Origin of the sequence: Allobosea sp. MMO-172, assembly GCF_037147855.1 — a bacterium.
In the GTDB taxonomy this organism is placed as follows: domain Bacteria; phylum Pseudomonadota; class Alphaproteobacteria; order Rhizobiales; family Beijerinckiaceae; genus Allobosea.
In genome coordinates this window covers 39,875-63,347 of record NZ_JBBCUM010000004.1, presented here as the reverse complement: position 1 = coordinate 63,347, position 23,473 = coordinate 39,875, and the positions used below count along the sequence as shown (strand labels likewise).

23 protein-coding genes and 1 tRNA gene are annotated in these 23,473 nt (G+C 66.7%); 7 read left to right on the top strand and 17 right to left on the bottom strand.

Translation table 11 applies throughout. The features are described from left to right. The first annotated feature begins 1 nt into the window (after position 1). Positions 2-202, top strand: coding sequence for a hypothetical protein (locus tag WFK61_RS07380; protein WP_336810890.1), 201 nt, complete (start codon positions 2-4; stop codon positions 200-202). Here WFK61_RS07380 and WFK61_RS07375 read toward each other — a convergent pair. Then, positions 180-1,511, bottom strand: a complete 1,332-nt coding sequence (locus WFK61_RS07375; RefSeq protein ID WP_336810889.1) for a tyrosine-type recombinase/integrase — start codon at positions 1,509-1,511, stop codon at positions 180-182. The genes WFK61_RS07380 and WFK61_RS07375 overlap by 23 nt on opposite strands. A gap of 111 nt (positions 1,512-1,622) precedes the next feature. Then, positions 1,623-1,712 (bottom strand) — tRNA-Ser (locus WFK61_RS07370). 293 nt (positions 1,713-2,005) lie between these two features. Here WFK61_RS07370 and rplU point away from each other — a divergent pair. The 4 genes from rplU to WFK61_RS07350 all read left to right on the top strand — a co-directional run bounded on the left by rplU (position 2,006) and on the right by WFK61_RS07350 (position 4,875). Continuing rightward, a complete protein-coding gene (gene rplU, locus WFK61_RS07365; RefSeq protein ID WP_336810888.1) occupies positions 2,006-2,494 on the top strand; it encodes a 50S ribosomal protein L21 in 489 nt (162 codons plus the stop codon). A gap of 170 nt (positions 2,495-2,664) precedes the next feature. After that, positions 2,665-2,931, top strand: coding sequence for a 50S ribosomal protein L27 (gene rpmA, locus WFK61_RS07360; RefSeq protein ID WP_199085184.1), 267 nt, complete (start codon positions 2,665-2,667; stop codon positions 2,929-2,931). 155 nt (positions 2,932-3,086) lie between these two features. Further along, positions 3,087-3,782: a GNAT family N-acetyltransferase gene (locus WFK61_RS07355; protein WP_336810887.1), complete on the top strand. Its 696-nt coding sequence runs from the start codon at positions 3,087-3,089 to the stop codon at positions 3,780-3,782. Between the two features lie 169 nt (positions 3,783-3,951). Beyond that, positions 3,952-4,875, top strand: coding sequence for a GGDEF domain-containing protein (locus tag WFK61_RS07350; RefSeq protein WP_336810886.1), 924 nt, complete (start codon positions 3,952-3,954; stop codon positions 4,873-4,875). A gap of 58 nt (positions 4,876-4,933) precedes the next feature. Here the strand turns inward: WFK61_RS07350 and denD (WFK61_RS07345) are convergent, their stop codons facing one another. From denD (WFK61_RS07345) to WFK61_RS07315, 7 genes are all read right to left on the bottom strand, one after another. Then, positions 4,934-5,914, bottom strand: coding sequence for a D-erythronate dehydrogenase (gene denD, locus WFK61_RS07345; RefSeq protein WP_336810885.1), 981 nt, complete (start codon positions 5,912-5,914; stop codon positions 4,934-4,936). A 34-nt stretch (positions 5,915-5,948) separates the two neighbouring features. Further along, a complete protein-coding gene (denD, locus tag WFK61_RS07340; RefSeq protein WP_336810884.1) occupies positions 5,949-6,935 on the bottom strand; it encodes a D-erythronate dehydrogenase in 987 nt (328 codons plus the stop codon). A 98-nt stretch (positions 6,936-7,033) separates the two neighbouring features. Continuing rightward, on the bottom strand, positions 7,034-7,780 hold the full coding sequence (locus WFK61_RS07335; RefSeq protein WP_047573970.1) for an SDR family oxidoreductase: 747 nt from the start codon (positions 7,778-7,780) through the stop codon (positions 7,034-7,036). A gap of 12 nt (positions 7,781-7,792) precedes the next feature. After that, positions 7,793-8,965: a GNAT family N-acetyltransferase gene (locus WFK61_RS07330; RefSeq protein WP_336810883.1), complete on the bottom strand. Its 1,173-nt coding sequence runs from the start codon at positions 8,963-8,965 to the stop codon at positions 7,793-7,795. Further along, the gene (locus WFK61_RS07325; protein ID WP_336810882.1) at positions 8,962-9,288 is read right to left on the bottom strand and encodes a hypothetical protein; all 327 of its coding nucleotides are present in this window, start codon (positions 9,286-9,288) and stop codon (positions 8,962-8,964) included. Before WFK61_RS07325 ends, WFK61_RS07330 begins: the two co-directional genes overlap by 4 nt. Then, positions 9,285-10,124 (bottom strand): isocitrate lyase/PEP mutase family protein, encoded by an 840-nt coding sequence (locus WFK61_RS07320; protein WP_336810881.1) that lies wholly within the window; start codon positions 10,122-10,124, stop codon positions 9,285-9,287. The genes WFK61_RS07325 and WFK61_RS07320 overlap by 4 nt, the downstream gene beginning before the upstream one ends. Before the next feature lie 325 nt (positions 10,125-10,449). After that, positions 10,450-12,282, bottom strand: a complete 1,833-nt coding sequence (locus WFK61_RS07315) for an IlvD/Edd family dehydratase (protein WP_336810880.1) — start codon at positions 12,280-12,282, stop codon at positions 10,450-10,452. 258 nt (positions 12,283-12,540) lie between these two features. Between WFK61_RS07315 and WFK61_RS07310 the strand changes: the two genes are divergently transcribed. Next, on the top strand, positions 12,541-13,725 hold the full coding sequence (locus tag WFK61_RS07310; protein WP_336810879.1) for a pyridoxal phosphate-dependent aminotransferase: 1,185 nt from the start codon (positions 12,541-12,543) through the stop codon (positions 13,723-13,725). Between the two features lie 347 nt (positions 13,726-14,072). On the opposite strand, the gene WFK61_RS07305 is transcribed toward WFK61_RS07310, so the two are convergent. After that, the gene (locus tag WFK61_RS07305) at positions 14,073-14,882 is read right to left on the bottom strand and encodes a DUF3108 domain-containing protein (protein WP_336810878.1); all 810 of its coding nucleotides are present in this window, start codon (positions 14,880-14,882) and stop codon (positions 14,073-14,075) included. Between the two features lie 287 nt (positions 14,883-15,169). Here WFK61_RS07305 and rpmB point away from each other — a divergent pair, with 287 nt between their 5' ends. After that, positions 15,170-15,457, top strand: coding sequence for a 50S ribosomal protein L28 (gene rpmB / locus WFK61_RS07300; protein WP_291659159.1), 288 nt, complete (start codon positions 15,170-15,172; stop codon positions 15,455-15,457). Positions 15,458-15,637: 180 nt separating this feature from the next. Here rpmB and WFK61_RS07295 read toward each other — a convergent pair whose 3' ends face one another. The 7 genes from WFK61_RS07295 to WFK61_RS07265 all read right to left on the bottom strand — a co-directional run bounded on the left by WFK61_RS07295 (position 15,638) and on the right by WFK61_RS07265 (position 23,395). Further along, positions 15,638-16,636 (bottom strand): esterase-like activity of phytase family protein, encoded by a 999-nt coding sequence (locus WFK61_RS07295; protein WP_336810877.1) that lies wholly within the window; start codon positions 16,634-16,636, stop codon positions 15,638-15,640. After that, entirely contained in the window at positions 16,636-18,528 is a 1,893-nt protein-coding gene (gene cobT, locus WFK61_RS07290; RefSeq protein ID WP_336810876.1) for a cobaltochelatase subunit CobT, read from the bottom strand. Before cobT ends, WFK61_RS07295 begins: the two co-directional genes overlap by 1 nt. Positions 18,529-18,559: 31 nt before the next feature. Beyond that, the gene (locus WFK61_RS07285) at positions 18,560-18,910 is read right to left on the bottom strand and encodes a GFA family protein (RefSeq protein ID WP_336810875.1); all 351 of its coding nucleotides are present in this window, start codon (positions 18,908-18,910) and stop codon (positions 18,560-18,562) included. Between the two features lie 16 nt (positions 18,911-18,926). Further along, a complete protein-coding gene (cobS, locus tag WFK61_RS07280) occupies positions 18,927-19,913 on the bottom strand; it encodes a cobaltochelatase subunit CobS (protein WP_047579425.1) in 987 nt (328 codons plus the stop codon). A 415-nt stretch (positions 19,914-20,328) separates the two neighbouring features. Further along, the gene (locus WFK61_RS07275; RefSeq protein WP_336810874.1) at positions 20,329-21,489 is read right to left on the bottom strand and encodes a glycosyltransferase family protein; all 1,161 of its coding nucleotides are present in this window, start codon (positions 21,487-21,489) and stop codon (positions 20,329-20,331) included. Then, on the bottom strand, positions 21,486-22,736 hold the full coding sequence (locus WFK61_RS07270; protein WP_336810873.1) for a glycosyltransferase: 1,251 nt from the start codon (positions 22,734-22,736) through the stop codon (positions 21,486-21,488). Before WFK61_RS07270 ends, WFK61_RS07275 begins: the two co-directional genes overlap by 4 nt. Next, positions 22,733-23,395, bottom strand: a complete 663-nt coding sequence (locus WFK61_RS07265; RefSeq protein ID WP_336810872.1) for a class I SAM-dependent methyltransferase — start codon at positions 23,393-23,395, stop codon at positions 22,733-22,735. Before WFK61_RS07265 ends, WFK61_RS07270 begins: the two co-directional genes overlap by 4 nt. Between the last annotated feature and the right edge of the window lie 78 nt (positions 23,396-23,473).

Here is a 23,473-nt window from a genome sequence, read left to right as displayed (position 1 = left end):
GATGCAGACCGGGCCCCTCACATTGCAGGACTATGACGCGGCGATCCTCTATCTCGCCGAATGCGTCGTCGTGCATGGCGAGCGCTTCGCGCCCTTCCTCGACAAGGTGCTCGCCGGCCGTGACAAGCTGGCGAACCGCCAGGACCCGGTGGCGCGGGCGCGGGCCATCCTCGACGAGGCTAAACGTCGTCAGGCGCCTTGAAGGCAATGCGCTGCATCCAGCGCTGCTTCTGCTCGAGGCTCGGCCCGGCCCCGTATTTCGGCCGCGTGTACTTATGCCCCATCAGGATAGCCATGACCTTTTCCGGCGCCTCGACGGCCGTCAGGCGGTCCTCGAAGCAGTGCCGCAGCGAATAGAGCGTGTGCTTCGGCGTCGGGCGAAGCTTCTTCTCGGTCAGCATCCGGTTGACCAGCGCCGAATGCGTCCCGGCGTTATGCCGATAGCGCGGAAAGCCGTGGGGCTGTTTCTTCATCGCCGCCAGCGCGACACCGACCAGCGGGATCGTCCGCCGAGAATCCCGCGTCTTGGTCTGGCGGCCCTCGGGCAACACCTCGACATGCGGGATATTGTGGTCGAGATGGATCGTCGCTTCCGTCAGGTTGCAGATTTCAGACGGACGCAGGCCGGAATCGGCCATCACATAGATGATGCGCCGCGCCTCGTCGTTTAGGTCGCCGAAGGTGCCGGGCGCAAGCAGCGTCTTCTGCACGAACTCAGCCTCGAAGGCGGCGCGCTGGTCTGAACCGCCGCCCTCGAGCCGCAGCTCCGCGAAAATCGGATTGAGCCCCAGCCGGTCGATCCGGTTCAGCTCGCGCCACATCTTGTTGAGATGGCCGATCGACTTGTTGGCGGTATCGATCTCGACCTCGTCCGCCGTCACGCGCTCCTGCCAGTATTCGCGGAAATCCAGGGCGTGTGACCGCGTCAGGCGAGCGAGGGCAGGATCCTCGCCGAGAGACGGGTCGGCGCCGGCGACCTCGGTCAGGACGGTGATGGCTCGACCCTTGGCGTTCCGCCACACCCGCATCTGGTCATCGGACTTGCCTGCAAGGGTCGCCTTCTGCGTCCCCTCATACTTGTCGAGCAATTCGGAGAGCTTCAGCTCCGGCGGCGCGACCAGGCCGAGCACGGCATCAGGCGCCTCGGATGTCGGCAGGAACCCGCGCTGCTGGATCGACCTCACCCGCCGCACGATCTCGTCGTCTGGCATCTCGACGAGTTCGGCCGAGGGGACAGGCTCGAAGCCTAGTGCCCGGGTGAACTGACGGGCCGCTTCATAGCGTTGCTTCGCCTGGTCGCCTCGGCCGAGGAACAGCCCGCGCCAATAGGCCTCGGTATCGGCGTTGATCTTCGCAGCCGCCTTGGCGGCCACAATCCCGCGCGGATCGTCCGCGACACGGATCTTGGTCGACTGCCTGACGATGCCTCGTGAATCGTGATCGGCGTAGACGGCCGGCACCCGGCGCACATAGTGCCACCACCCGTCCCGCTTGCCGAGAAAACCCTTCATCGCGCCCGCCGTTACACGAATTGTAGCGCGATTTGTTACACGAAATGACAGATAAACGTCAATTCGATCAGATATTTAGTAGAGATATCAATGGTTTAAAGGCATAGAGAGTGGCGGACAGGGAGGGATTTGAACCCCCGATACCCTTGCAGGTATGCCGCATTTCGAGTGCGGTGCATTCAACCACTCTGCCACCTGTCCGCGGTCGCCTTCGGTCGAAGCGAGGCGCTTGTTACACAAGCAGCGCCCGGGGGGCAAGCCTCTCGGGCATGAGAATTCCACTCTTCACAGCCGCTTTCGCTTGACCTCTCCCAGCCTTGCGACTATCGAGCACCGTCCGGCGTGGGGAAACCCGCGCCCGATCTCTTTTGGCATGTGCGCTGCGTCGCATGCCGGCAAGAGCAAGCCAGACCACGCAACCGACTGCCAAAAAGCCGTCCCACGGGCTCCCATCCGGAAGCCGCGACAGGACGGGGCCGAACATGGAGGACAAAATGTTCGCAGTCATCAAGACCGGCGGGAAGCAGTTCCGCGTCACCGCCAACGACAAGATCACCGCTGCCAAGATCGAGGGCAACGCCGGCGACACCGTCGCGTTCGATTCGGTGCTGATGCTCACCGAGGGCGAGAAGACCACGCTCGATGCCAAGGCCCTTTCCGAGATCACCGTCGTCGGTGAGATCGTCGAGCAGGCCCGTGGCGAGAAGGTCATCGCCTTCAAGAAGCGCCGCCGCCAGAACTCCAAGCGCAAGCGCGGCTTCCGCGCCGAGCTGACCGTCATCCGCATCACCGACATCCTCACCGGCGGCAAGAAGCCGGAGATGAAGAAGGCCGATGCCGCCGCTGCTCCGGTCGCCGCCAAGGCGAAGGCTGCGCCGAAGGCCGCCAAGGCCGAGGCTGGCGAAGAGGCTGAGAAGCCGAAGAAGGCCGCGGCCAAGAAGGCCCCTGCCAAGAAGGCCAAGGACGAGGCGTCCGAGGCCTGAGACCGGGTTTCCCGGCGCAGATAATCCGCGCCGGATCACCATCGCCGAGGCTCATCGTCCCGGTCTGTCGCTCCTGACAGAATGGTGTTCCGGCATTTCGTATCCGAGACGGGTGGCTTTCGCCGCCGATTCGGGTTAGAGAGACACGACAAGTTTTGAGGTAGGGCGTTATGGCTCACAAAAAGGCAGGCGGCTCGTCGCGTAACGGCCGTGATTCTGAAAGCAAGCGCCTCGGCGTGAAGAAGTTCGGCGACCAGGCGGTCGTTTCCGGCAACATCATTATTCGTCAGCGCGGCACCAAGTGGCATGCCGGCGCCAATGTCGGCATGGGCAAAGACCATACCCTCTTTGCGACGACGAATGGCCGAGTCCGATTCACGACGAAACTCGGCCGAGCTTTCGTGAACGTAGTCCCGGCCCAAGAGGCCGCAGAGTAAAAGGCGGATAGGGAATTCCCTCGATCCGCCGGTTCCATCGAACCGAACGGATCAAGGGTTAAAAGGCCCGAATAGGGTCTCCCGAAGGTCAGCGAAGGGGAGATGGGACCAAAGTCCCAGCTCCCTTTTTTCGTTTGCGCCGACGGAGAGACGACATGTTCCCCGAACTGACCCGCGACGATGTCTTCCGGCTCGAGACCCGCCGTCTCTGGCTGCGTTGGCCCCGCATGGCCGATGCCAATGCCATCCTGCGCCTTGCCGGTGAAAAGGCGGTGGCGGAGATGACGGCATCGATTCCCCATCCCTACCCGTCCCAGGCGGTCGAGCCCTTCATCTTCGGGGCCCGCAAGGGCAATGCCCTGGGCGAGCACCTCGTTCTGGCGATCACGCCCCGTTCGAAGCCGAACGAGCTGATCGGCATGATCGGCGCGCACAAGCAGGCCTCGGGCGTGCCCTTCATCGGCTACTGGCTCGGCACCCCGCACTGGGGCAAGGGCTACGCGACCGAGGCGGTGCAGGGCCTGATCGACAGCCTGTTCTCGCTGATCGACCTGCCCGCGATCGAGGCGGATACCCGCGTCATCAACCCAGCTTCGCGGCGGGTGCTGGAGAAGTCCGGTTTCCGGGCCGAGGGCTCCTTCCTCAAGTCGCTGCCGGCGCGTGGCGGGCTGTTCCCCTGCGAGCAGTTCCGGCTCGACCGCTCGACCTGGGCGGCGCTCAAGAGCTGGAGCGCCAGCGGCTGGGCGCATGCGCCCGAGCTGGAGCCCGAGGAGGAACCGGTGCGCGGCCAGCCGGCGCTGGGCATGCCCTCGCGCCGCCAGCAGGAACAGGCCGAGCCCTGCCCGGCCTGAGCGTTTCCGCGCCGGAAGCGAAGCGATCTCGAGGGGCGGCGGTCATCGACCGCCGCCCTTTCGCTGTGGGAAGGCCCGCGCTCGTTAAAATGCGAGCGAAACCGGTCATCTTTGCTGAAAACCCCGGCTGCTAGCCGTGGCGCACTCTGGGGGAAACGGAGTGTGCCTTGTGAAAGCCAAGACGACGCAGATTCGCGAATTTTTCAGTTCTTCCTTGCTGGCCCAGGCCTTTGCCGGCTGCTTTGTCGCAACCCACGTCCCGATCATTGCCATCGCGGCCTATGTCGCATCCGGCGCGGCGATCAGCGCCCAGGCGATCCTGGTCATCATCCTGCTGGCCACGGTCGCCGGTACCGCCTTTGCCTTCATCGTGATGCGGCATCTGCTGCTGCCGGTCGGCGAGCTCGCGCGCGGGCTCAAGAGCTACCGTGTCGAGGGCCGCATCCCGCGCCTCATCAAGCTGCGCAACGATGATGTCGGGCGTCTGACCGACGAGGTCCGCGCCCTCATCAACACGCTGGAGGAGAAGCTGAACCGCCTGAAGCGGCAGGCCTTCTCGGACACGCTCACCGGGCTCGGCAATCGCCGCTGGCTGGCCGAAGTGGTCGGCTCCGAGATCGCGCGCTCGCGCCGCGAGCAGAAGCCGCTCTCGGTCATCGTGCTCGATATCGACCACTTCAAGAGCATCAACGACACGTTCGGCCATGATGCCGGCGACGAGGTCCTCGTCGCCATCGCCGAGACCATGAGGCGCGTGCTGCGCCCCTATGATCTCGTGGCGCGCCTCGGCGGCGAGGAGTTCTGCGCCTTCCTGCCAGGGACGGGCCTCAAGGAAGCGATGCAGATCGCGGAGCGCCTGCGGGAGGCCATCGCGGCCCTTCGGATCGAGACGCTCAGGGAACGGCACATCACCGCGAGCTTCGGCGTGCACGAGGCCCATCTCGTGCGCGAGCAATTCAAGGACATGCTGCGCATCGCCGACGAGTATCTCTATCAGGCCAAGGGCGACGGCCGGAACCGGGTGCAGACCATCGAGGCGCGCCCGGCGGTGATCCAGACCGCGCCGGCCGGCGCCAACCCTCCCGAAGCCTGACGATCGCCGAACGTCCCAAACGAAAAGGGCGGCCTCACCGGCCGCCCTTCTTGCTGGGTCACTTCACGAAGGTGCCGTGCAATTCGTCCTCGATATGCACGCGGATGATCTCCTCGAAATTCGCCTCCGCCTTGAAGCCGAGCGCCAGCGCCCGCTGCGGATTGAAGTTCCGCGGCCAGCCCGCGACGATCTTGTCGATCACGGGATCGGTCTCGCGGCGGATGCGCTTCACCACGTTCTCGCCTGCGACCTTGCGCAGCGTCTCGATCTGCTCGGCGACGGTGCAGGAATAGCCCGGCATGGTCAGAGCCCGGCGCGGGCCGATCGCGGCCGTGTCCATCGTCGCGGCGTGGGCGAGGAAGCCCACCGCCGAGCGCGGGCTCGCATGCCAGTGGCGGACCTGATCGGAGACCGGCAGCACCGCCTCCTCGCCGTTCAGCGGCTCGCGGATGATGTTGGAGAAGAAGCCCGAGGCCGCCTTGTTCGGCTTGCCCGGCCGCACGCAGATCGTCGGCAGGCGGATGCCGACGCCGTCGAAGAAGCCGCGCCGCGAATAGTCGCAGAGCAGGAGCTCGCCGATCGCCTTCTGCGTGCCGTAGCTGGTCAGTGGCGTGGTGAAGAACTCGTCCTCGATCTTGTCGTGGAAGGGCGCGCCGAACACCGCGACCGAGGAGGTGAAGACCACGCGCGGCTTGTAGCCTTCCGCATGGCGGATCGCCTCGAAGAGATAGCGCGTGCCGTCGAGATTGATCCGGTAGCCCTTGTCGAAATCGGCCTCGGCCTCGCCCGAGACCACCGCCGCGAGATGGATGATCACCTCCGGCCGCGTCGCGATCAGCTTCTCGGATTCACCGTGGATCGAGAGATCGGAGACCACGGCCTCGAAATCGAAGGGCGCGGCCGGCGGCGGCGAAGCGACAACGACGTCCTGCGCCGTCACCCGGGTCACCGGCTTGCTGCCGAGCTGGCCGTCGCGCGCCAGCCGCTCGATGAACTTGCGCCCGACCATGCCGGCGCCGCCGAGAACGAGAATATGCATCGGATCTGTCCTGAAGGTTTGCTCTGAGGTTTCGTCAGTTCGGAAGATAGCCGCCGAGATCGTCCGCGATATGGACGCGGATGATCTCGTCGAAATCGCGCTCGGCCGTGAAACCGAGCGCCAGCGCGCGCTTCGCATCGAAGCGGGTCGGCCAGCCCGCGACGATCGCCGCGGAAGCCGGATCGGGTGCGCGTCGGATCAGCTTCACCGCCCTGTCGCCGGCGATGCGACGGAGCGCCTCGATCTGCTCGCCGACGGTGACGCAGACGCCGGGCATGGTCAGGTTGACGCGCGGGCCGAGCTCACCGCGCGAGAGCCCGGCGGCATGGATCAGGAAACCGACGGCCGAGCGCGGGCTGGCATGGGTGAAAAGCACCCCGTCGCTAACCGGCAGGAGCGCTTCCACGCCCTGCAGCGGCTCGCGGATGATGCCGGAGAAGAAGCCGCCGGCCGAGGCATTCGGCTTGCCCGGCCTGACCACGATCGAGGGAAAGCGGATGCCGACGCCCTCGACGAAGCCGCGCCTGTTGTAGTCGGCCAGCAGCAATTCGCCGATCGCCTTCTGCGTGCCGTAGCTGGTCAGGGGCGTGACGTGGAACTCGTCGGAGATCGACGGCGGGAACGGCGCGCCGAAAATGCCGCTGGAGCTGGTGAAGACGAGCTTCGGAACGTAGCCCCCGCCGCCCTCGTGCCGGATCGCCTCCAGCAGGTTCAGCATGCCGTCGAGATTGACGCGGTAGCCCTTGTCGAAATCCCGCTCGGCCTCACCCGAAATGATCGCGGCCAGGTGGAAGATCAGGTCCGGCCGCAGCGCCGCGAGCTGCTTCGCGACGGCTGCATCGCCGGCATCCTCGACGCGGATCGTCGCCCGTCCCGCGAGCTCCGCCGGCAGCGAAGGAGCCACCACGTCGGTCAGCGTCAGCCTGTCGATCGCCCGGCCGGCGCATTGGCCTTCGCGGGCCAGACGCTCCGCCAGCCTGCGGCCGACCATGCCGGCCGCTCCCGTGATCAGGACATGCATGACCTCTCCCTGTCCGGTTCGCGTCTCGGGTCGCTCTTGATGGCAACCACGTCAGGAGAATGGAGGGCGATGGGCGCCCTCCATCCGGAAGTCAGGCTTCAAAGGGCGAAGCCGCCATCCGCCAGATGGATCTGGCCAGTGGTGTAGCTCGACTCGTCGGCCGCGAGATAAACCGCGAGCCAGGCGATCTCCTCGGCCGTGCCGAGACGCGCCATGGGCTGACGATCGATGAAGGCCTGCCTCGCGGCGGCCTCGGTCGTCTTCGTCGCCTGGGCGAGGTCCTTGATGCGCTGGTCGAGCGACGGCGACTGGATCGTGCCGGGGCAGATCGCATTCGCGCGCACGCCCTTCTTGATGTAGTCGGCCGCGACTGCCTTGGTCAGGCCGATCACCGCCGCCTTGGTCGCGCCATAGGCGTAGCGGTTCGGAATGCCGCGCACCGAGCCCGCGCCGGAGGCGATGTTGACGATCGAGCCCGAGCCCTTGGCCAGCATGCCCGGCAGGAAGGCCTGGATCGTGCGGTGCATCGACTTGACGTTGAGGTCGAAGGAGAAATCCCAGGCCTTGTCGTCGGTGTCGAGCACCGTGCCGTGATGGACGAAACCGGCGGCGTTCACGAGGATGTCGACCGGGCCCACCTTCTCGGCGAAGGCATTGACCGCCTTGCTCGACAGCACGTCGAGCTTGCGCTTCTTCGCCTTCGGAATGCCTTCCAGCAGGGCGACATCCTTGTCGGTCGCCCAGACGGTGGCGCCCTCGGCGACGAAGGCCTCGGCGATGGCCCGGCCGATCCCCTGCCCCGCGGCGGTGACGACCGCGACCTTGCCCTTCAAACGTCCTGCCATGCTCGTTTCCTCTTATTGCCCGGCTTTTGCGAAGGTCTTGCGCATATGGGTCAGCCGCCGGTCGGCCATGTCCTCATGATGCGTGATGGCGAAGCCCAGCCGCTCGTACCAGCCGATGCGCTGGGTCAGCTTGGCATGGGTGTAGAGGTGGACCGAAGCATAGCCGAGCGCCTGCGCGCGCTCGTCGGCAAAGGCCATCAGCGCGGCACCGAGCCTGCGACCGCCGGCCTCGGGCGCGACGGCGACGCTCCAGACGGTGAAGTCTTCCGGCTCGATATCGAGCACCAGCGCGGCTTCCAGTTCACCGCCCTCGCCTTCCGCGAGCCAGACCTCGTGTTCCGCGACGACCTGCGCGTAATCGGCGATGCGCGGCAGCGAAGGCACGCCGATGATGCTCTCGTTCGGCGTATAGGCCGCATTCTTGAGCGCGAGGATCGCCGGGATATCGGCAAGCCCGGCCCGGCGCAGCGCGACCGCGCCGACATGGCCGCCGGTCTGGTTGAAAGCGCCGAGCGAGAGCCTCTGCTGGCCCTGCTTGTCGAAATTCGACGGCGCCAGCCAGCGCCGGAAGGCCTGGGCCCGCACCGGCCATTCGCCATCGAGGATCGAGAACCAGGCGGTGTCGCGGTTGGCGCCCTTCACCACCATGTGCTGGCGGAACAGACCCTCGTACAGGAAGCCGAAGCGCAGGGCGGCGCGCTTGGAGGGCTCGTTCCGGTTGTTGCACTTCCATTCGTAGCGGCGATAGCCGAGCGAGAAGCCGTAATCGCCGACGAGATAGATCGCCTCGGTCGCCGCCCGCGTGCGCTGCAGGGCCGGCGAATAGGTGATCCAGCCGACCTCGAACACACCATGCTCGGGCCGGATCTCCATGATCCAGAGATGGCCCTTGGCCTTGCCGTCGGCCTTGTCGATCACCGCGAGCGGCACGATGCCGGCCTTGGCCACCATCGAATCGAGCAGCGCGCGATACTCGTCCTTGCTCTTCGGCGGCGCGGCCGGCAGCCAGTCCCAGACATCGTCGCGCGCGACATCGCAAGCCCAGATCTCGTCGATATGCTTGGCGACATCGAGCGGCTCCAGCCGGCAATACTGGCCTTCCAGAACCTTGGCCGGCGGGAAGGGCGGCGCTTTCCAGCCTGCCGAAAGCGTGGACTGAGCAGGCGGTGCGATCATCGGCATCATGGCTTCGTCATCTCCTGCCAGCCGGTGAGATCGGCGGTCACGGTCCACCCGGCGCCGAGCTCCTCGCGGATCGCCTCGACGATGGCAGCCCCCTCGGCCTCCCAGGCCAATTGCTCGACGGCGTCGGGAAAGCGCGAGCGCGCCTCGTCATCCTCTTCATAGATCGCGTCGAACGCATCCATCCAGGCTTCCAGCCGGTCCGCGAGCTCGTCGGACAAACCCGCATCTTCGGCATCGACGGCCTTGCGCCGGCCCTTCGCATCGACCGTCCAGAGGCCGCTGCGGCCGAGCCAGGCCGGGGCGATCAGGAGCGTGCCGCTCATGAGCGCTCCGCGAGGTCTTTGGTGAAGAACGGGTTCAGCGGGGCCGAGGGACCGTTGCCGGCAAAGCCCTTGAAGCTGCCCTCCTCCGCGATCAGGCGCGTCGCCTCGATGAAGGCGGCCCAGGCCGCCCGCGCCAGCGCCCCGCCGATCGAGATGCGGCGCGTGCCGGTCGCCGCGATATCCGAAACCGACAAACCGAAATCACCATAGATCAGCGTATTCACCGGCTTGCCGCCGGCCGCGGCGACGATGGCTCCGATATCGGCCGGGGTCTTCGGGCCGGGCGCATAGAGCACGTCGGCGCCCGCCGCCGCATAGGCCTCGATCCGCCGCACCGATTCCTTCAGCGGCTCGGGATGCCCGGTCAGGAAGCATTCTGCGCGCGCCGTCAGCACCACGCCGGAACCGGTCTCGTCGATCGCCTTGCGTGCCGCCTTGATACGCTCGACCGCGAGCTCGAACGGATAGAGCGGCTCATCGGCACGCCCGGTCGCATCCTCGATCGACAAGCCCGCCACGCCGGTCGCGACGCAGAGCTTGACGTTGGCAGCGACGCCGTCGGGCGTATCGGCGAAGCCGTTCTCGAAATCGGCATTGACCGGCAGATCGGGCACAGCCTTCACGATCTCCGCGATATGGCCGAGCATCATGTCGCGCGGCACGTCCTGGTCGGCGCGTCCCTGCGTGAAGGCATAGCCCGCGCTGGTCGTCGCCAGCGCCTTGAAGCCCTGGCCGCGCAGCCAGCGGGCCGAGCCGAAATCCCAGGGATTGGGCATCACGAAGCAGCCGGCCTCGTGGAGCTTGCGGAAGGCTGCGACCTGCGGGCTCTGTGCCATGATTTAAATCGTTTCAAATGGAGGCGGAACGAACGGCTGCCATAGTGTCGAGGGTCGTATCGTTTGTCAGCCCCGAAGACCGCGCGTCGCGCAGCGAACGCCGATGCGCAGGCGGAATGGCGTGGGGCGCGGCGCGGGCGGCGAGCTTTAGCGAAGAAGCGCCATGAAGCGTGTCATCCCGCACGCGCCACGGCGCGAAGTGCCGCTGCGCAGATGCGGGATCGCGTGACGAGAAGGCGCTTTTATTGGGCGACGGTCCCGTGTCTGCGCCGCGGCATTGGCATGCCGCAGCGCGCACGGGAAGACACCTTTCAAACGCGAGACATCAGTGGTTGTCGCGCGGGATGCCGAACTTCTTGTGGATCTTCTGGTACTTGACCGCCGGCTTGAGGACCATGCCCTCGGACAGCTCGTCGACGATCTTGCGCTGGATCTCCTGCCAGGGCGTCTGGCTCTTCGGATACTTGTAGCCGCCGGCCGCCTTGAACGCCGCCTTGCGCTCGGCAAGCTCCTCATCCGAGATCAGGATGTTGGCGGTGCGCTTCTTGAGATCGATGCGCACCTTGTCGCCCATCTTGAGCATCGCGAGCCCGCCGCCCGTCGCCGCTTCCGGCGAGGCGTTGAGGATCGAGGGCGAGCCCGACGTGCCGGACTGACGACCGTCGCCGACGCAGGCGAGCGCCGTGATGCCCTTCTTGATCAGGTAATCCGGCGGCCGCATGTTCACGACCTCGGCCGCGCCGGGATACCCGATCGGCCCGACGCCGCGGATGAACAGGATGCAGTGCTCGTCGATGGCGAGCGCGGGATCGTCGATGCGGTGGTGGTAGTCCTCCGGCCCGTCGAAGACGATGGCGCGACCCTCGAAGGCCATCGGGTCCTTCGGGTTCTCCAGATAGCGCTTGCGGAATTCCGGCGTGATCACGCTCGTCTTCATGATCGCGGAATCGAACAGGTTGCCGGAGAGGTTGAGGAAGCCGGACTGCGCCTTCATCGGCTGGTCGTAGCTCTTGATCACCTCGCGGGCGATCGAGAAGGCGCCCTTGCAGTTCTCTTCCAGCGTCTTGCCGTTGGCGGTGATCGCGGGCTTGAGCTTGCCCTTCTCGATCAGCTCCGCGATCACGGCGGGCAGGCCGCCGGCGCGGTAATAGTCCTCGCCGAGATACTCGCCGGCCGGCTGCAGGTTCACCAGCAGCGGAATCTCGTAGCCGATCTTGGTCCAGTCCTCGTTGTCGAGCTTGACGCCGATATGCTTGGCGATGGCGTTGACATGGACGGGCGCATTGGTCGAGCCGCCGATCGCCGAATTGATGACGATGGTGTTCTCGAACGCCTCGCGCGTCAGGATCTTCGAGGGGATCAGGTTCTCCCAGACCATCTCGACGATGCGCTTGCCGGTGAGATAGGCCATCTCGTAGCGGTCTCGGTAAGGCGCGGGGATCGCGGCGGCGCCGGGCAGCGTCATGCCCATGGCCTCCGCCAGCGAGTTCATCGTCGAGGCCGTGCCCATCGTGTTGCAATGGCCGGCGGAGGGCGCCGACGAAGCGACCAGATCGACGAAGCCCTTATAGTCGATCTCGCCGGCCGCCATCATCTGGCGGGCCTTCCAGACGATCGTGCCCGAGCCGGTGCGCTCGCCGCGGAAGGAGCCGTTCAGCATCGGGCCGCCGGGCAGCGCGATCGCCGGGATATCGACCGTCGCGGCCGCCATGATCTGGGCCGGAGTGGTCTTGTCGCAGCCCGTCGTCAGCACGACGCCGTCGAGCGGATAACCGTAGAGGATCTCGACCAGCGAGAGATATTGCAGGTTGCGGTCGAGCGCCGCCGTCGGCCGCTTGCAGGTTTCCTGGATCGGATGGATCGGGAATTCGAAGGGCACGCCGCCCATCTCGCGGATGCCGTCGCGGACGCGCGAGGCCAGCTCGATATGGTGGCGGTTGCACGGCGCGATGTCGGAGCCGGTCTGGGCGATGCCGATGATCGGCCGGCCCGACTGCAGCTCTTCCCGCGACAGGCCGAAATTCATGGTGCGCTCGATATAGAGCGCGGTCATGTCGGCATTGTCGGGATTGTCGAACCACGCCTTCGAGCGCAGCTGCTCGGGCTTGATGCGCCGAACCGGCTTCTTGCCGGGGGTCTTGCCGGGTGCCTTGGCCATCCTCGTTTCCTCTCGTTCGGCGCGGCGCTGGCGGCCGCTTGCCGATCTCACATTCAAACGATTTGAGACTAGCCATCATGCCCATCGCCCGCGGCTCGGCAAGGCCCAATCTGGCTGATAGTCATACTATTTAATCATGCTGTATGCAGCATGCAACAATCCTGCGATGCGCCGCCCGCGCTTGCCAGCCGTGCCGGTTTGGCGCCAAGAACGCAGGAAAGCCGGCCTTCACGCCAACGCTGCCCGAGGAAACGCGCCATGACCCTTCACGTCGTCCCCTCCTTCTCCCGCATCGGCGAGGAGAACGCCTTCGCCGTGCTGGCCCGCGCCACCGAATTGCAGCGCCAGGGCAAGGACATCATCAATCTCGGCATCGGCCAGCCCGACTTCTCGACGCCCAATCATATCGTCGAGGCGGCGGTGAAGGCCCTGCGCGACGGCCATCACGGCTACACCCCCGCCAACGGCATCCTGCCCCTGCGCGAGGCGGTCGCCGCCGACCTGCACAAGCGCTTCGCGGTCGAGGTCTCGCCCGAGAGCGTGATGATCGTGCCCGGCGGCAAGGTCACCATGTTCATGGCGATCCTGATGTTCGGCGAGCCCGGCGCCGAGATCCTCTATCCGGACCCCGGCTTCCCGATCTACCGCTCGATGATCGAGTACACCGGCGCGACGCCGATCCCGGTTCCGATCCGCGAGGAGAACGGCTTTGCCTTCTCCGCCGAGGAAACGCTGGCGCTGATCACGCCGAAGACGCGCCTGCTCATCATCAACTCGCCGGCGAACCCGACCGGCGGCGTCACGCCCAAGGCCGAGATCGACAAGCTCGTCGCGGGTCTGGCGAAGTTCCCGGACGTCGCCCTGATGTCGGACGAGATCTACGATCAGATGGTCTATGACGGCGAGAAGCATGTCTGCCTTCTCAGCTATCCGGAAATCCGCGACCGGCTGATCCTGCTCAACGGCTGGTCCAAGACCTATGCGATGACCGGCTGGCGGCTGGGCTATTCGGTCTGGCCGAAGCCCCTGCTCGACAATGCCCGCAAGCTCGCGGTGAATTCGCATTCCTGCGTCAACGCCCCCGCGCAATGGGCGGGCTTGGCGGCGCTCACCGGCCCGCAGGACGCGGTGCATATGATGCTGGCCGAGTTCGACCGGCGCCGGAAAGCCGTGGTGAAGGGGCTGAACGACCTGCCGGGCGTCTCCTGCATCGAGCCCAGGGGCGCGTTCTACGCTTTCCCGAACGTCTCGCAGACCGGCTGGAAGGCGAAGAAGCTGGCTTCGGCCCTGCTGGAGGAAACCGGCGTCGCCACCATCGGCGGCCCCGATTTCGGCGTCCATGGCGAGGGCTATATCCGCCTCTCCTATGCCAACTCGCTGGAGAACATCGAGAAGGCGCTGGAGCGGATGAAGACCTTCCTCAACACAGCAAAGGCGGCGTGAATCGCTTTTGAGCTGAGCAAAACGCCAAGCTGTACCGCCAACCGCAAGCTCGCGACTAGCGCCCCCCTTGTCATTCCGGGGCGACCCGAAGGGTCGAACCCGGAACCCACGACCGGGCGGGCGGCTTACAACGCGGCATAGAATGTCTCACCCAGTCGTGGGTTCCGGGTTCGCGCCTGCGGCGCGCCCCGGAATGACAATCGTGGGGCTCGAACATGCCGTGATGTGGGCGCTCGCACGACCTTACCGTCATTGCGAGAAGCAAAGCGACGAAGCAATCCAGGGGCGGCAGAGCTCTACGCCCTCCTAGATTGCTTCGCTGCGCTCGCAATGACGGCCTTGGCCGCTCAGTTCCGCGCGCTGGCGGTCACGCCGGGGTCGACCTTGAAGCTGGAGGCCTCGATCACCGCCGTGCCGATCATCGTCTTCACGGAGATGCGCACCGGCACCATCACGTCGGTGCCGGCGATCGGCGCGAGCCAGGCCGTGATGTCGCGATTCTCGGCCATGAACTTGGTGCTGGGCCGGAGCGCCCGGTGGCCGGCGATCGGCACGAACCGCGCCTGGCAGATCGAGACCGGGCCGCTATAGCCTTCCAGCTTGACGTTGCGGGTACCGGCGCTCGACAGCTTGATGTCGTAGCGCGCCGCGCCGTCGAAGATCGGCAGCGTGCGGTTGCAGGCGCCGTCCTTGCCCTTGCCGTTGACCGGCATCAGGAAGGCGCTGAGCGGGTCGACGATATTGCGCTTGTGGCTGTCGTTCAGCGGCACGCGATCGGGCTTCTCGTCGATCGGCGGCTCGATATCGATGCCGGCGACGGCGCCTTCGGCCAGCGCCATGCGGACGGTCCGGCTCTCGCTGGAATTGGCGGAGCTCACCGCGAAGGTCTTCGGCGCGAGCCGGCCGCCGACGAGCGTGCCCGTCGCTGCGCCCGAGCCACGGCCGCCCGTGACGCCCCCGGCGATCCCCGTGAGCTTCGCCGACATGTCGAGCTTGTAGCCGGAATTGTCGATGCCGCCGCTGAGGCTCGCCGTGCCCAGGGTGATTCCCAGCAGCGAGACGTCATAGCGCGCGTCGAGCGAAGCCGCGTTTGCCCCTGCCGCCAGACCGGCGGCGAGGACGAAGCCTGCGAGGGACGATGCGACGGCGGACTTCATCCATTGTCTCCGGAACGCGCGATCCTGCGCTGAATGCACTCTGAATCGGCCCGAATCGTGACCGTCTTCTCCGCGCGGCGAAGCGACGGCCGGTTGAAGCATCGGACCCTGATCTTTACACCCCGTTAACGCTGAAGGCCATGTGAACGGCTTGCCGGAGTTTTCCTTGACGCAAGCTCCGGCCTTGGCTATGGAACCGCGACTTCAATTTGACTTCCGGTGCTCGCCGGCACGTCGCGTGTCGGTTTTTTTGTTTGAGCGCCCCCGGGAACGTAAGGAACGATATCATGGCCCGCCGTTGCGAACTGACCGGGAAAGCCACCCAGACCGGCCACCTCGTCAGCCACTCGAACCGCAAGACGAAGACCGTCTTCCGTCCGAACCTCGTGAACGTCACGCTGCAGTCGGACGCGCTCGGCCGTTCGGTGCGCCTGCGCGTTTCGGCCAACGCCCTGCGTTCGGTCGAGCATCGCGGCGGTCTCGACGCCTTCCTGCTCAAGGCTGCGGCCGGCGACCTCTCGACGGGCGCCCTCTCGCTGAAGCGCGACCTCGAGAAGAAGCTCGCCGCCAACTGAGCGGGCTTTAACCCTCGGGTTTGAAGGAAGCGGCCGCAAGGCCGCTTTTTTCGTTTGGGCGTCGCGAGCAAGTCATTCTCGGGCGAAGCGAAGCGCAGACCCGAGAATCTTGGACAGGAAGAGGCTTCGGCGCCAGCTGGTCATGAGATGCTCGGGTCAAGCCCGAGCATGACGTGTTCTCTACGGAAGCAGCTCGAATTCCAGCAGCACCGTGCGCTGCAGGAACGAGAAATTGTCGTCCGAGATCAGGGTCAGCACCGTGCGCCCCTCCTCCTGATGGACCGACAGCCCCTCCATATTATCGATCTCGAAGCCCAGATCGGCCTCGATCAGGCGCGGTCCATCCACCAGCGCCCCCGGCCGGATATCGCGCCCAGCGATTCGCCTGATCCGCATCCCGACGCCGCGCAGCGGCTTGTACCAGCGCTCCAGCACCAGCATGTCGCCTGACGGCAGGAAGGCGAGATCGGTGATGTCGTAGCCGTCATGGCGGGCGAGCTTGAACAGGCCGGGCTGAGGACCACCGACGAGCGCACCGAGCGTCGGCTCGTCCTCCTTGCCGGAACGCTCGGCGATCGCGACCAGCGCCCCCTTCAGGAGGCCCGCAGGCATGACGCCGAGAGCCTCCAGCCCGCGATTGCGCGGCAGGCGCTTCAGCTCGGGCGGGAGCGAGACGGGCCGCGCCCGCGCCTCGACGCCTTCGCGCGCCCAGTCGAAGCGAGCGACCTCATGCTTGCGCTCGATCCCGACATAAGCCGTGCCGTCATGGATGCAGAGGCTCTCGGTATCGTAGAGCCCCGAGCGCGCGAGCGGCCGGCCGGAGCCGCCGAGAATCGCCGCCATCTCCGCCTCGCCGAGCCCGGTGAGCTTGCCGCTACTGGACGTGACCTTCGCCGTCAGCCAGTAGCCGCGATCGGTCACCGCGACGAGATCGCGCCCGCCATTCAGGCGCGCGAGGCCGGACAAGCCGCCGAAACGCGGATGGCCGGAGGAAAGCACGAGCCCGCTGCGGAATTGTAAGGCCCCGAAGCGGCGCTGCTCCGGCCGGCGCGGCTCGAAAGCCGCAATCGGCCGCACTGATACCCCGACGGAAAAACGGGTCTGCTCGACCGCCTGCGCGGCGCCGGGCAGCGCGAGCGCGCCGAGCCCTGCCAGCGCGGCGCGGCGCGTGAGACGCATCAATGCCCGCGGCGCTTGGAGCCGGAACCGCCCGGACCGTCCTCTTCGAACAGCTCGGCGAGCTTCTCGGTCATCACGCCGCCCAGCTCCTCGGCATCGACGATGGTCACGGCGCGGCGGTAATAGCGCGTCACGTCATGGCCGATGCCGATGGCGATGAGCTCGACCGGCGAACGCGTCTCGATCTCGGCGATGACATGGCGCAGATGCCGCTCGAGATAGTTGCCGGCATTGACCGAAAGGGTGGAATCGTCGACCGGAGCGCCGTCCGAGATCACCATCAGGATCTTGCGCTGCTCGGACCGGCCGAGAATGCGCTTATGCGCCCAGTCCAGCGCCTCGCCGTCGATATTCTCCTTGAGCAGCCCCTCGCGCATCATCAGTCCGAGATTCTTGCGCGCGCGCCGCCAGGGCGCATCGGCCGCCTTGTAGATGATATGGCGGAGATCGTTCAGGCGGCCGGGATTGGCAGGCTTGCCCGATTGCAGCCAGGCCTCGCGCGACAGGCCGCCCTTCCAGGCGCGGGTCGTGAAGCCGAGCAGCTCGACCTTGACGCCGCAGCGCTCCAGCGTCCGGGCCAGGATGTCGGCGCAGGTCGCCGCGACCGTGATCGGCCGGCCGCGCATCGAGCCGGAATTGTCGATCAGCAGCGTGACCACAGTGTCGCGGAAATTCGTGTCCGATTCCTGCCGGAAGGAGAGCGGCTGGAATGGATCGAGGATGATGCGCGGCAGACGGGCCGGATCGAGCGCGCCCTCCTCCAGGTCGAATTCCCAGGTCCGGTTCTGCTGCGCCATCAGGCGCCGCTGCAGCCGGTTGGCGAGGCGCGCGACCACGCCCTGGAGATGGGCGAGCTGCTTGTCGAGATAGGCGCGCAGGCGCGTCAGCTCCTCGGCGTCGCAGAGCTCCTCGGCCGTGACGACCTCGTCGAACTTCTGGGTATAGGCCTTGTAGTCGGTCTGCGGCCGGTCGTTGCCGCGGCTCTCGCGCGGACGCGGCGCCTCGCCGGCCTCCTCGGATTCGGAGTTCTCGTCCTCCTCCTCCCAGTCGCCGGCCGGCGCGTCGGTCGCCTCGGAGGCGCCTTCCTGCAGTTCCTCGGTCGCGTCCTCGCTGACCTCGACCTCGGAGCGGTCGGCCCCGCTCTCCTGCTCGGATTCGCCGTCCTGCTGCTGCTGGTCCTCGGAGGACTGGTCCTGGTTGTCCTCGTCCTCGTCCTGCTCGTCGCCCTGCGCCGTCTGCTCGGCCATGTCGAGCGCGGCCAGCATGTCGCGCACCGTGCGGGCGAAGCCGCGCTGGTCCTCGATCGTCCTGGTGAGCCGGTCGAGCTCGGAGCCCGCCTTGGACTCGATCTGCTCGCGCCAGAGCTCGACGACCTTCTCCGCCGCCTTCGGCGGCTTCAGGCCGGTCAGTCGCTCGCGCACCATCAGGGCAAGCGCATCCTCCAGCGGCGCATCGGCCCGGTCGGTGACCTCCTCGTAGCGCCCGCCGCGATGATAGCGGTCCTCCAGCATCGCGGTGATGTTGCCGGCCATGCCGGACATCCGCCGCGAGCCGATCGATTCGACGCGGGCCTGCTCGACGGCGTCGAACACGGCGCGGGCGGCATCGCCCTCGGGCGCGGCGCGGCGATGGATCGCGGCATCATGGCAGGCGAGCCTGAGCGCCATCGAATCGGCATGGCCGCGCAGGATCGCCACGTCGCCGGGGCTGAGCTTGCGCGGCGGCTCGGGCAGGCGCGCCCGCTCGCCGACGAGCGAAGGCTTGTCGGCGGCGAAGACGATTTCCATCTCCGGCTTGCGGGCGATCGCCTTCATGGCGCCCGAGATCGCCCGCTTCAGCGGCTCGGCCGGAGCCTCTTTCGGCGTTCCTGGCTTGCGGTTCGAGATGGACAAGACTGAGGCCGTCCTCTGGGTTCCGTGACTGTTACCGCGACCGGCCGTCGTACTGGATCGACTGGAGCTCGGTCGGCTCCACACCGGCAAGGCAGCGCACATTGATCGCGACCGTCGGCGTTCCGTCCGGCATCGCGCCGCGCGCGAAGGATTCGACGCCACAGGTCTCGCAGAAGAGATGCTGGATCTTCTGCGAATGGAAGCGGTACTCGGTCAGCGCATCCTCGCCCTTGGTCAGGGTGAAGGCGCTGGCGGGCGAGAACGTGAGGATCGAGCCGCGGCGCTGGCAGTAGGAGCAGTTGCAGGTGATCGTCTGCCCGAGATCGGCTTCGACCTCGTAGGCGACCCGCCCGCAGTGGCAGCTTCCCTGATACTGCGCCATGGCTCGTGCCCTCCCGTTAGCTGAGCACCACGTTCGCGGCGCTTTCCGGCAGTTCCTTGCCGAAGGAGCGCTGGAAGAACTCGGCCACCAGCGTGCGCTCCATCTCGTCGCACTTGTTCAGGAAGGTGACGCGGAAGGCGAAGCCGATATCGCCGAAGATCGCCGCGTTCTCGGCCCAGGTGATGACCGTACGCGGGCTCATCACGGTCGAGAGATCGCCGTTCATGAAGGCGTTGCGGGTGAGATCGGCGACGCGGACCATCTTGTTGATGACATCCTTGCCTTCCGGCGTGCTCTGAAAGTGCTTCGACTTGGCGAGGACGATCGCGACCTCGTTGTCATGCGGCAGGTAGTTCAGCGTGGTGACGATCGACCAGCGGTCCATCTGGCCCTGGTTGATCTGCTGGGTGCCGTGATAGAGGCCGGACGTGTCGCCGAGGCCGACCGTGTTGGCGGTGGCGAACAGGCGGAAGGCCGCATGCGGGCGGATGACGCGCTTCTGGTCGAGCAGCGTCAGCTTGCCGGACTGCTCCAGCACGCGCTGGATCACGAACATCACGTCCGGGCGGCCGGCATCGTATTCGTCGAAGACGAGCGCGATGTTATTCTGCAGCGCCCAGGGCAGGATGCCGTCCTGGAACTCGGTGATCTGCTTGCCTTCCTTCAGCACGATCGCGTCCTTGCCGACGAGGTCGAGGCGCGAGACGTGGCTGTCGAGGTTGACGCGGACGCAGGGCCAGTTGAGGCGGGCGGCGACCTGCTCGATATGGGTCGACTTGCCGGTGCCGTGATAGCCCGAGATCATGACGCGGCGGTTATGCGCGAAGCCGGCGAGGATCGCGATCGTGGTGTCGCGGTCGAATCGGTAATCCGGGTCGAGGTCCGGCACATGCGGATCGGCTGCGGAATAGGCCGGCACCTCGAGATCCGAATCGATCCCGAAAGTCTGGCGCACCGACAGCTTCATGTCGGGCAGGCCGGGCGCAGTCGTCGTCGTCATCATCTTGTCTCCAGGCAAAGGGCCATGACCGGAATTCGCCGGTTAACCCAGAGCCGACCGAGGAGGGAGGCGGATCGTCCCTCATTAGAGCGAAAGACCGGAAGCGGCAATTCGCAAAGCTGCACCCCGGCCCTCGCAAAGGGCATGCCGGCTGAGAGCCTCTAACAAAACCCGGAGGGGTCTCGATGGGTTTTGGAGGAGCCGAATGCCAGGAGGAGCGCGCAGCCGATATCCCCAGATATCGGCAAGTCGGTCCGACGCCGCAGGCGGCCCTCCAAAGCCCACCTGCGGCGCCGGGAATTCGGCCGCCCGCGGCGTCGCGGCGCTTGCCGATACCGAGGGTATCGGCTTCACCCCGCTCCTGGCGGAGCGGACGAATTGCCGGCGTCGAGACCCCTCCGGGTTTTGTTAGAGGCTCTTAGTGTCGGGCGCGGCCGGCGGCCATGGCGAGAAGCTCGCTTACGATCGCGGCCGATCGGGCAGCGCCATTCCGATCAATCGGCAATGCGGGCGGCCGGGAGCCGATGGCTTCGCCGACGGCGTCCGCCAATGCCACCGCGTCTCCGACGAAATCGCCGGACAGCCGGAAGCAGCGCGCCAGGCCGGCCCGCTCCATCGCCTCGGCGCGGACCGTCTGCTCGGTCTCGTTATCGGCATCGAACGGCACGACGACCGCCGGCCGGCCGGCCGCGACGAGATCCAGCACGGTGTTGTAGCCGGCCTGGCTGACCGAGACGGCGCAACCGGCGAGCAAGGCCGGAAAGTCCGGCCGTGCCCGCTCGATCACGACCCTTCCGGGCGCCTCGAAGGCGAGCCGCGCGATATCGTCCTCCGCCATGCCGCGCCCGGCGAGAAGCCGCCAGCGCCGCCCGGAGCGATCGAGACGCGCCGCCGCGACGGCGCAGGCGAAGAGCGGCAGGGCAGCAGCCGAGCCGCCGCCGGAGACGATCACCTCGTCATTGTCCTGCACGGCACCGACCGGGCGATCATCGGCGAGATAGCCGGTATAGCGCAGCTTCGCCGCAAGCCCCTCGCCCACCGGCCACGACCGGTCGAGCGGCAGGAAACCGGCATCGCCATGGACGAGGACCGCGTCGAACATCCCCGCGATCCGCTCCTCGGCCTCGGCGATCCGGTCGGGCCGCGGCGTCACCAGCACGTCGCGCACCGAGGAGAGCACGAGCGCCTCGGGCCGCGCCGCCTTCACGGCCGCAATCAGCGCCAGGAACTCCCCGGCCAGCTGCCGCCGGCCGAAGGGGAAATGCTCGACGATCACGACATCGGGCCGCAATCGCGCCGCCAGCTCTTCGAGCCTGGCGATGCGGGCGCTCCTGCGCTCGGGATCGATCGGCTCGCCGGCCTCGTCGAGCAGCGTACGGAAATCGGTGCCTTCGGTCCTGATCACAGGCAATTGCACGAAGGCGAAGGGCTCGCCCTCCATTGCGCGCAACGGCATGCCGCCGCTGGCCAGCGTCACCGAGAAGCCACCCCGAGCCAGCGCCCGCGCCAGATTCGCCGCTCGCACCAGATGGCCGCTGCCGAGCAGATGCGTCACCGCGATCAGGACGGAAGCGCTCATGCCGCCTCTCCGGACGAATGGCGCAGCATTGCCGCAACCCGGTCGAGCCCGGCCTGCGCCGAGAAGGCATCCGTCAGGCGCGCGTAAGCCGCCTCACCCAAGGCGGCACGCTTTTCAGGTGCCCCGGCGAGTTCACCCAGCGCAGCGGCCAGAGCGGCGACATCGCCCGGTGGCACCAGCAATCCCTCGACGCCATTGCGCACGAATTCCGGTATCCCCGCGAAATCGGTCGCGACGATCGGCAGGCCCTGGCTTGCCGCTTCCATCACCACATTGGGCAACCCGTCGCGGTCACCGTCGCCGGCCTCCTTGGAGGGCAGCACGAAGAGATCGGCCACCCGCAGCGCGGCGATGACCTCGTCCTGCGCCTTCGGCCCGGCCCAGGTGACCCGGTCGCCGAGACCGAGTGCCTGCGCCTGCGTCTGCAAGGCCTTCAGCTTCTCGCCGCCCCCGATATGCGTGAGGCGCCAGTTCAGCGTGCAAGGCAGCTTGGCCAAAGCTTCCAGCAGGTCGTCGAAGCCCTTCTTCGCGACCGCGCGCCCGATGGTGACGAAGCGCACCGGATCGTTCGCGTCCGAGCCATTGCGGGCCGATCGCGGTCCCGGCGCCGGAAAGCGTGCAAGGTCGAGCCCGTGATAGACGAGCGTGACCTTGTCGGGCCGATCGGAAAGTCGCTCCAGCTCGCGATGGCCATCGCGCGTGCAGGTGACGCCCCAGGCGGCGGAGGCGATCTTCTCGCGCTTCTCCCAGTCCTGCGTCGTCCAGATGTCCTTGGCATGGGCCGAGAACGACCAGGTCAGTCCCGCGAGCAAGGCGGCATAGCGGATCACGGAAGCCGGCGTGTGCAGGTAATGCACATGCAGATGCCGGATCTCCCGAGGTAACTCGCTCGCCATCACGCAGGCCTGGCCGAAGCGGCGCCAGCGATTGCGCGTCCGGTCGCGGGCGAGATCCCTCAGGAAGACCGGCAGCAGCCGCAGCAGACCCGGCCGCAACAGGGCAGCGAGGAAGCCGCGTGCGACGCGCCCCGGCTCGTCATGGAGATATTCCGGGAGATAGCGCACCGGCGCGGTGATCTGGTTGTGCATCAGGTGCTTCGCGGCGTCGGTCGGGTGGCGCAGCGACCAGATCTCGAAGGCCAGGCCACGCTGCTGCAGGCCCAGCAGTTCCTGCGCGATGAAGGTCTCCGACAGGCGCGGATAGCCCTTCATCGCCACCGCGATGCGCGGCGCCGGGCGCTCCGTCATCGCCGCCCGATCAGCATGAAGCGCGTATAGTTCTTCGTCGGCTGGGCGCCTTCAAACCAGACCTCCGACAGGCCCGCCTGCTCGCGGAAGGCATCGAGCGAGGGCACGCAACTGCGATGATCCGGCTCGCGGAAATAGTCGTTGGACTGCAGCACCAGCGGCAGCCCCTGCGGCAAGGTCGCGATCCAGCCCGGCACGTCGTCGAGATGCTCGCAGCTCGTGTTGATGACGAGCCCCGGCGCAGGCGACTGCGCTGCGAAATCGAGCGCCATCATGTCCGCCGTCACCGCCCGGAACCGCCCCGCCGCGACATGACGGTGATTCAGAATTTCCGCGATAGACGCGCAGGTCGGGTCGATATCGAGGCTGACGATTTCGGGGACCGCGAGCCTGTCATCGTCGAGCAGCAGCGCGCCGAGCACGCCATACCAGGCGCCGAGCACCCAGACAGGACCTTCAGGCTGAGGGTAGGTCTGCGCCAAAGCCTCGACCAGCCATTGCTTCGAGGCGATCTGCTTGTGGTTGCAGGCGATCGAGAGGTCGGGCGGCGCGCCCTTGCCGTAAAGCCGCGCGATATCGGCGACGATGCGATGGCCCGAGAGCGCCGCCATGCCGCGCAGCAGGTCGTGAAAGGCCTCTTGGGGCGGTTCGGGCGTCATGGGTCAGTCGTTACGAGGAAAAGGCGCCGGACCATAGACATGCGCGCCCGCAAAAAACCAGCCGCTAGATCATCGCGC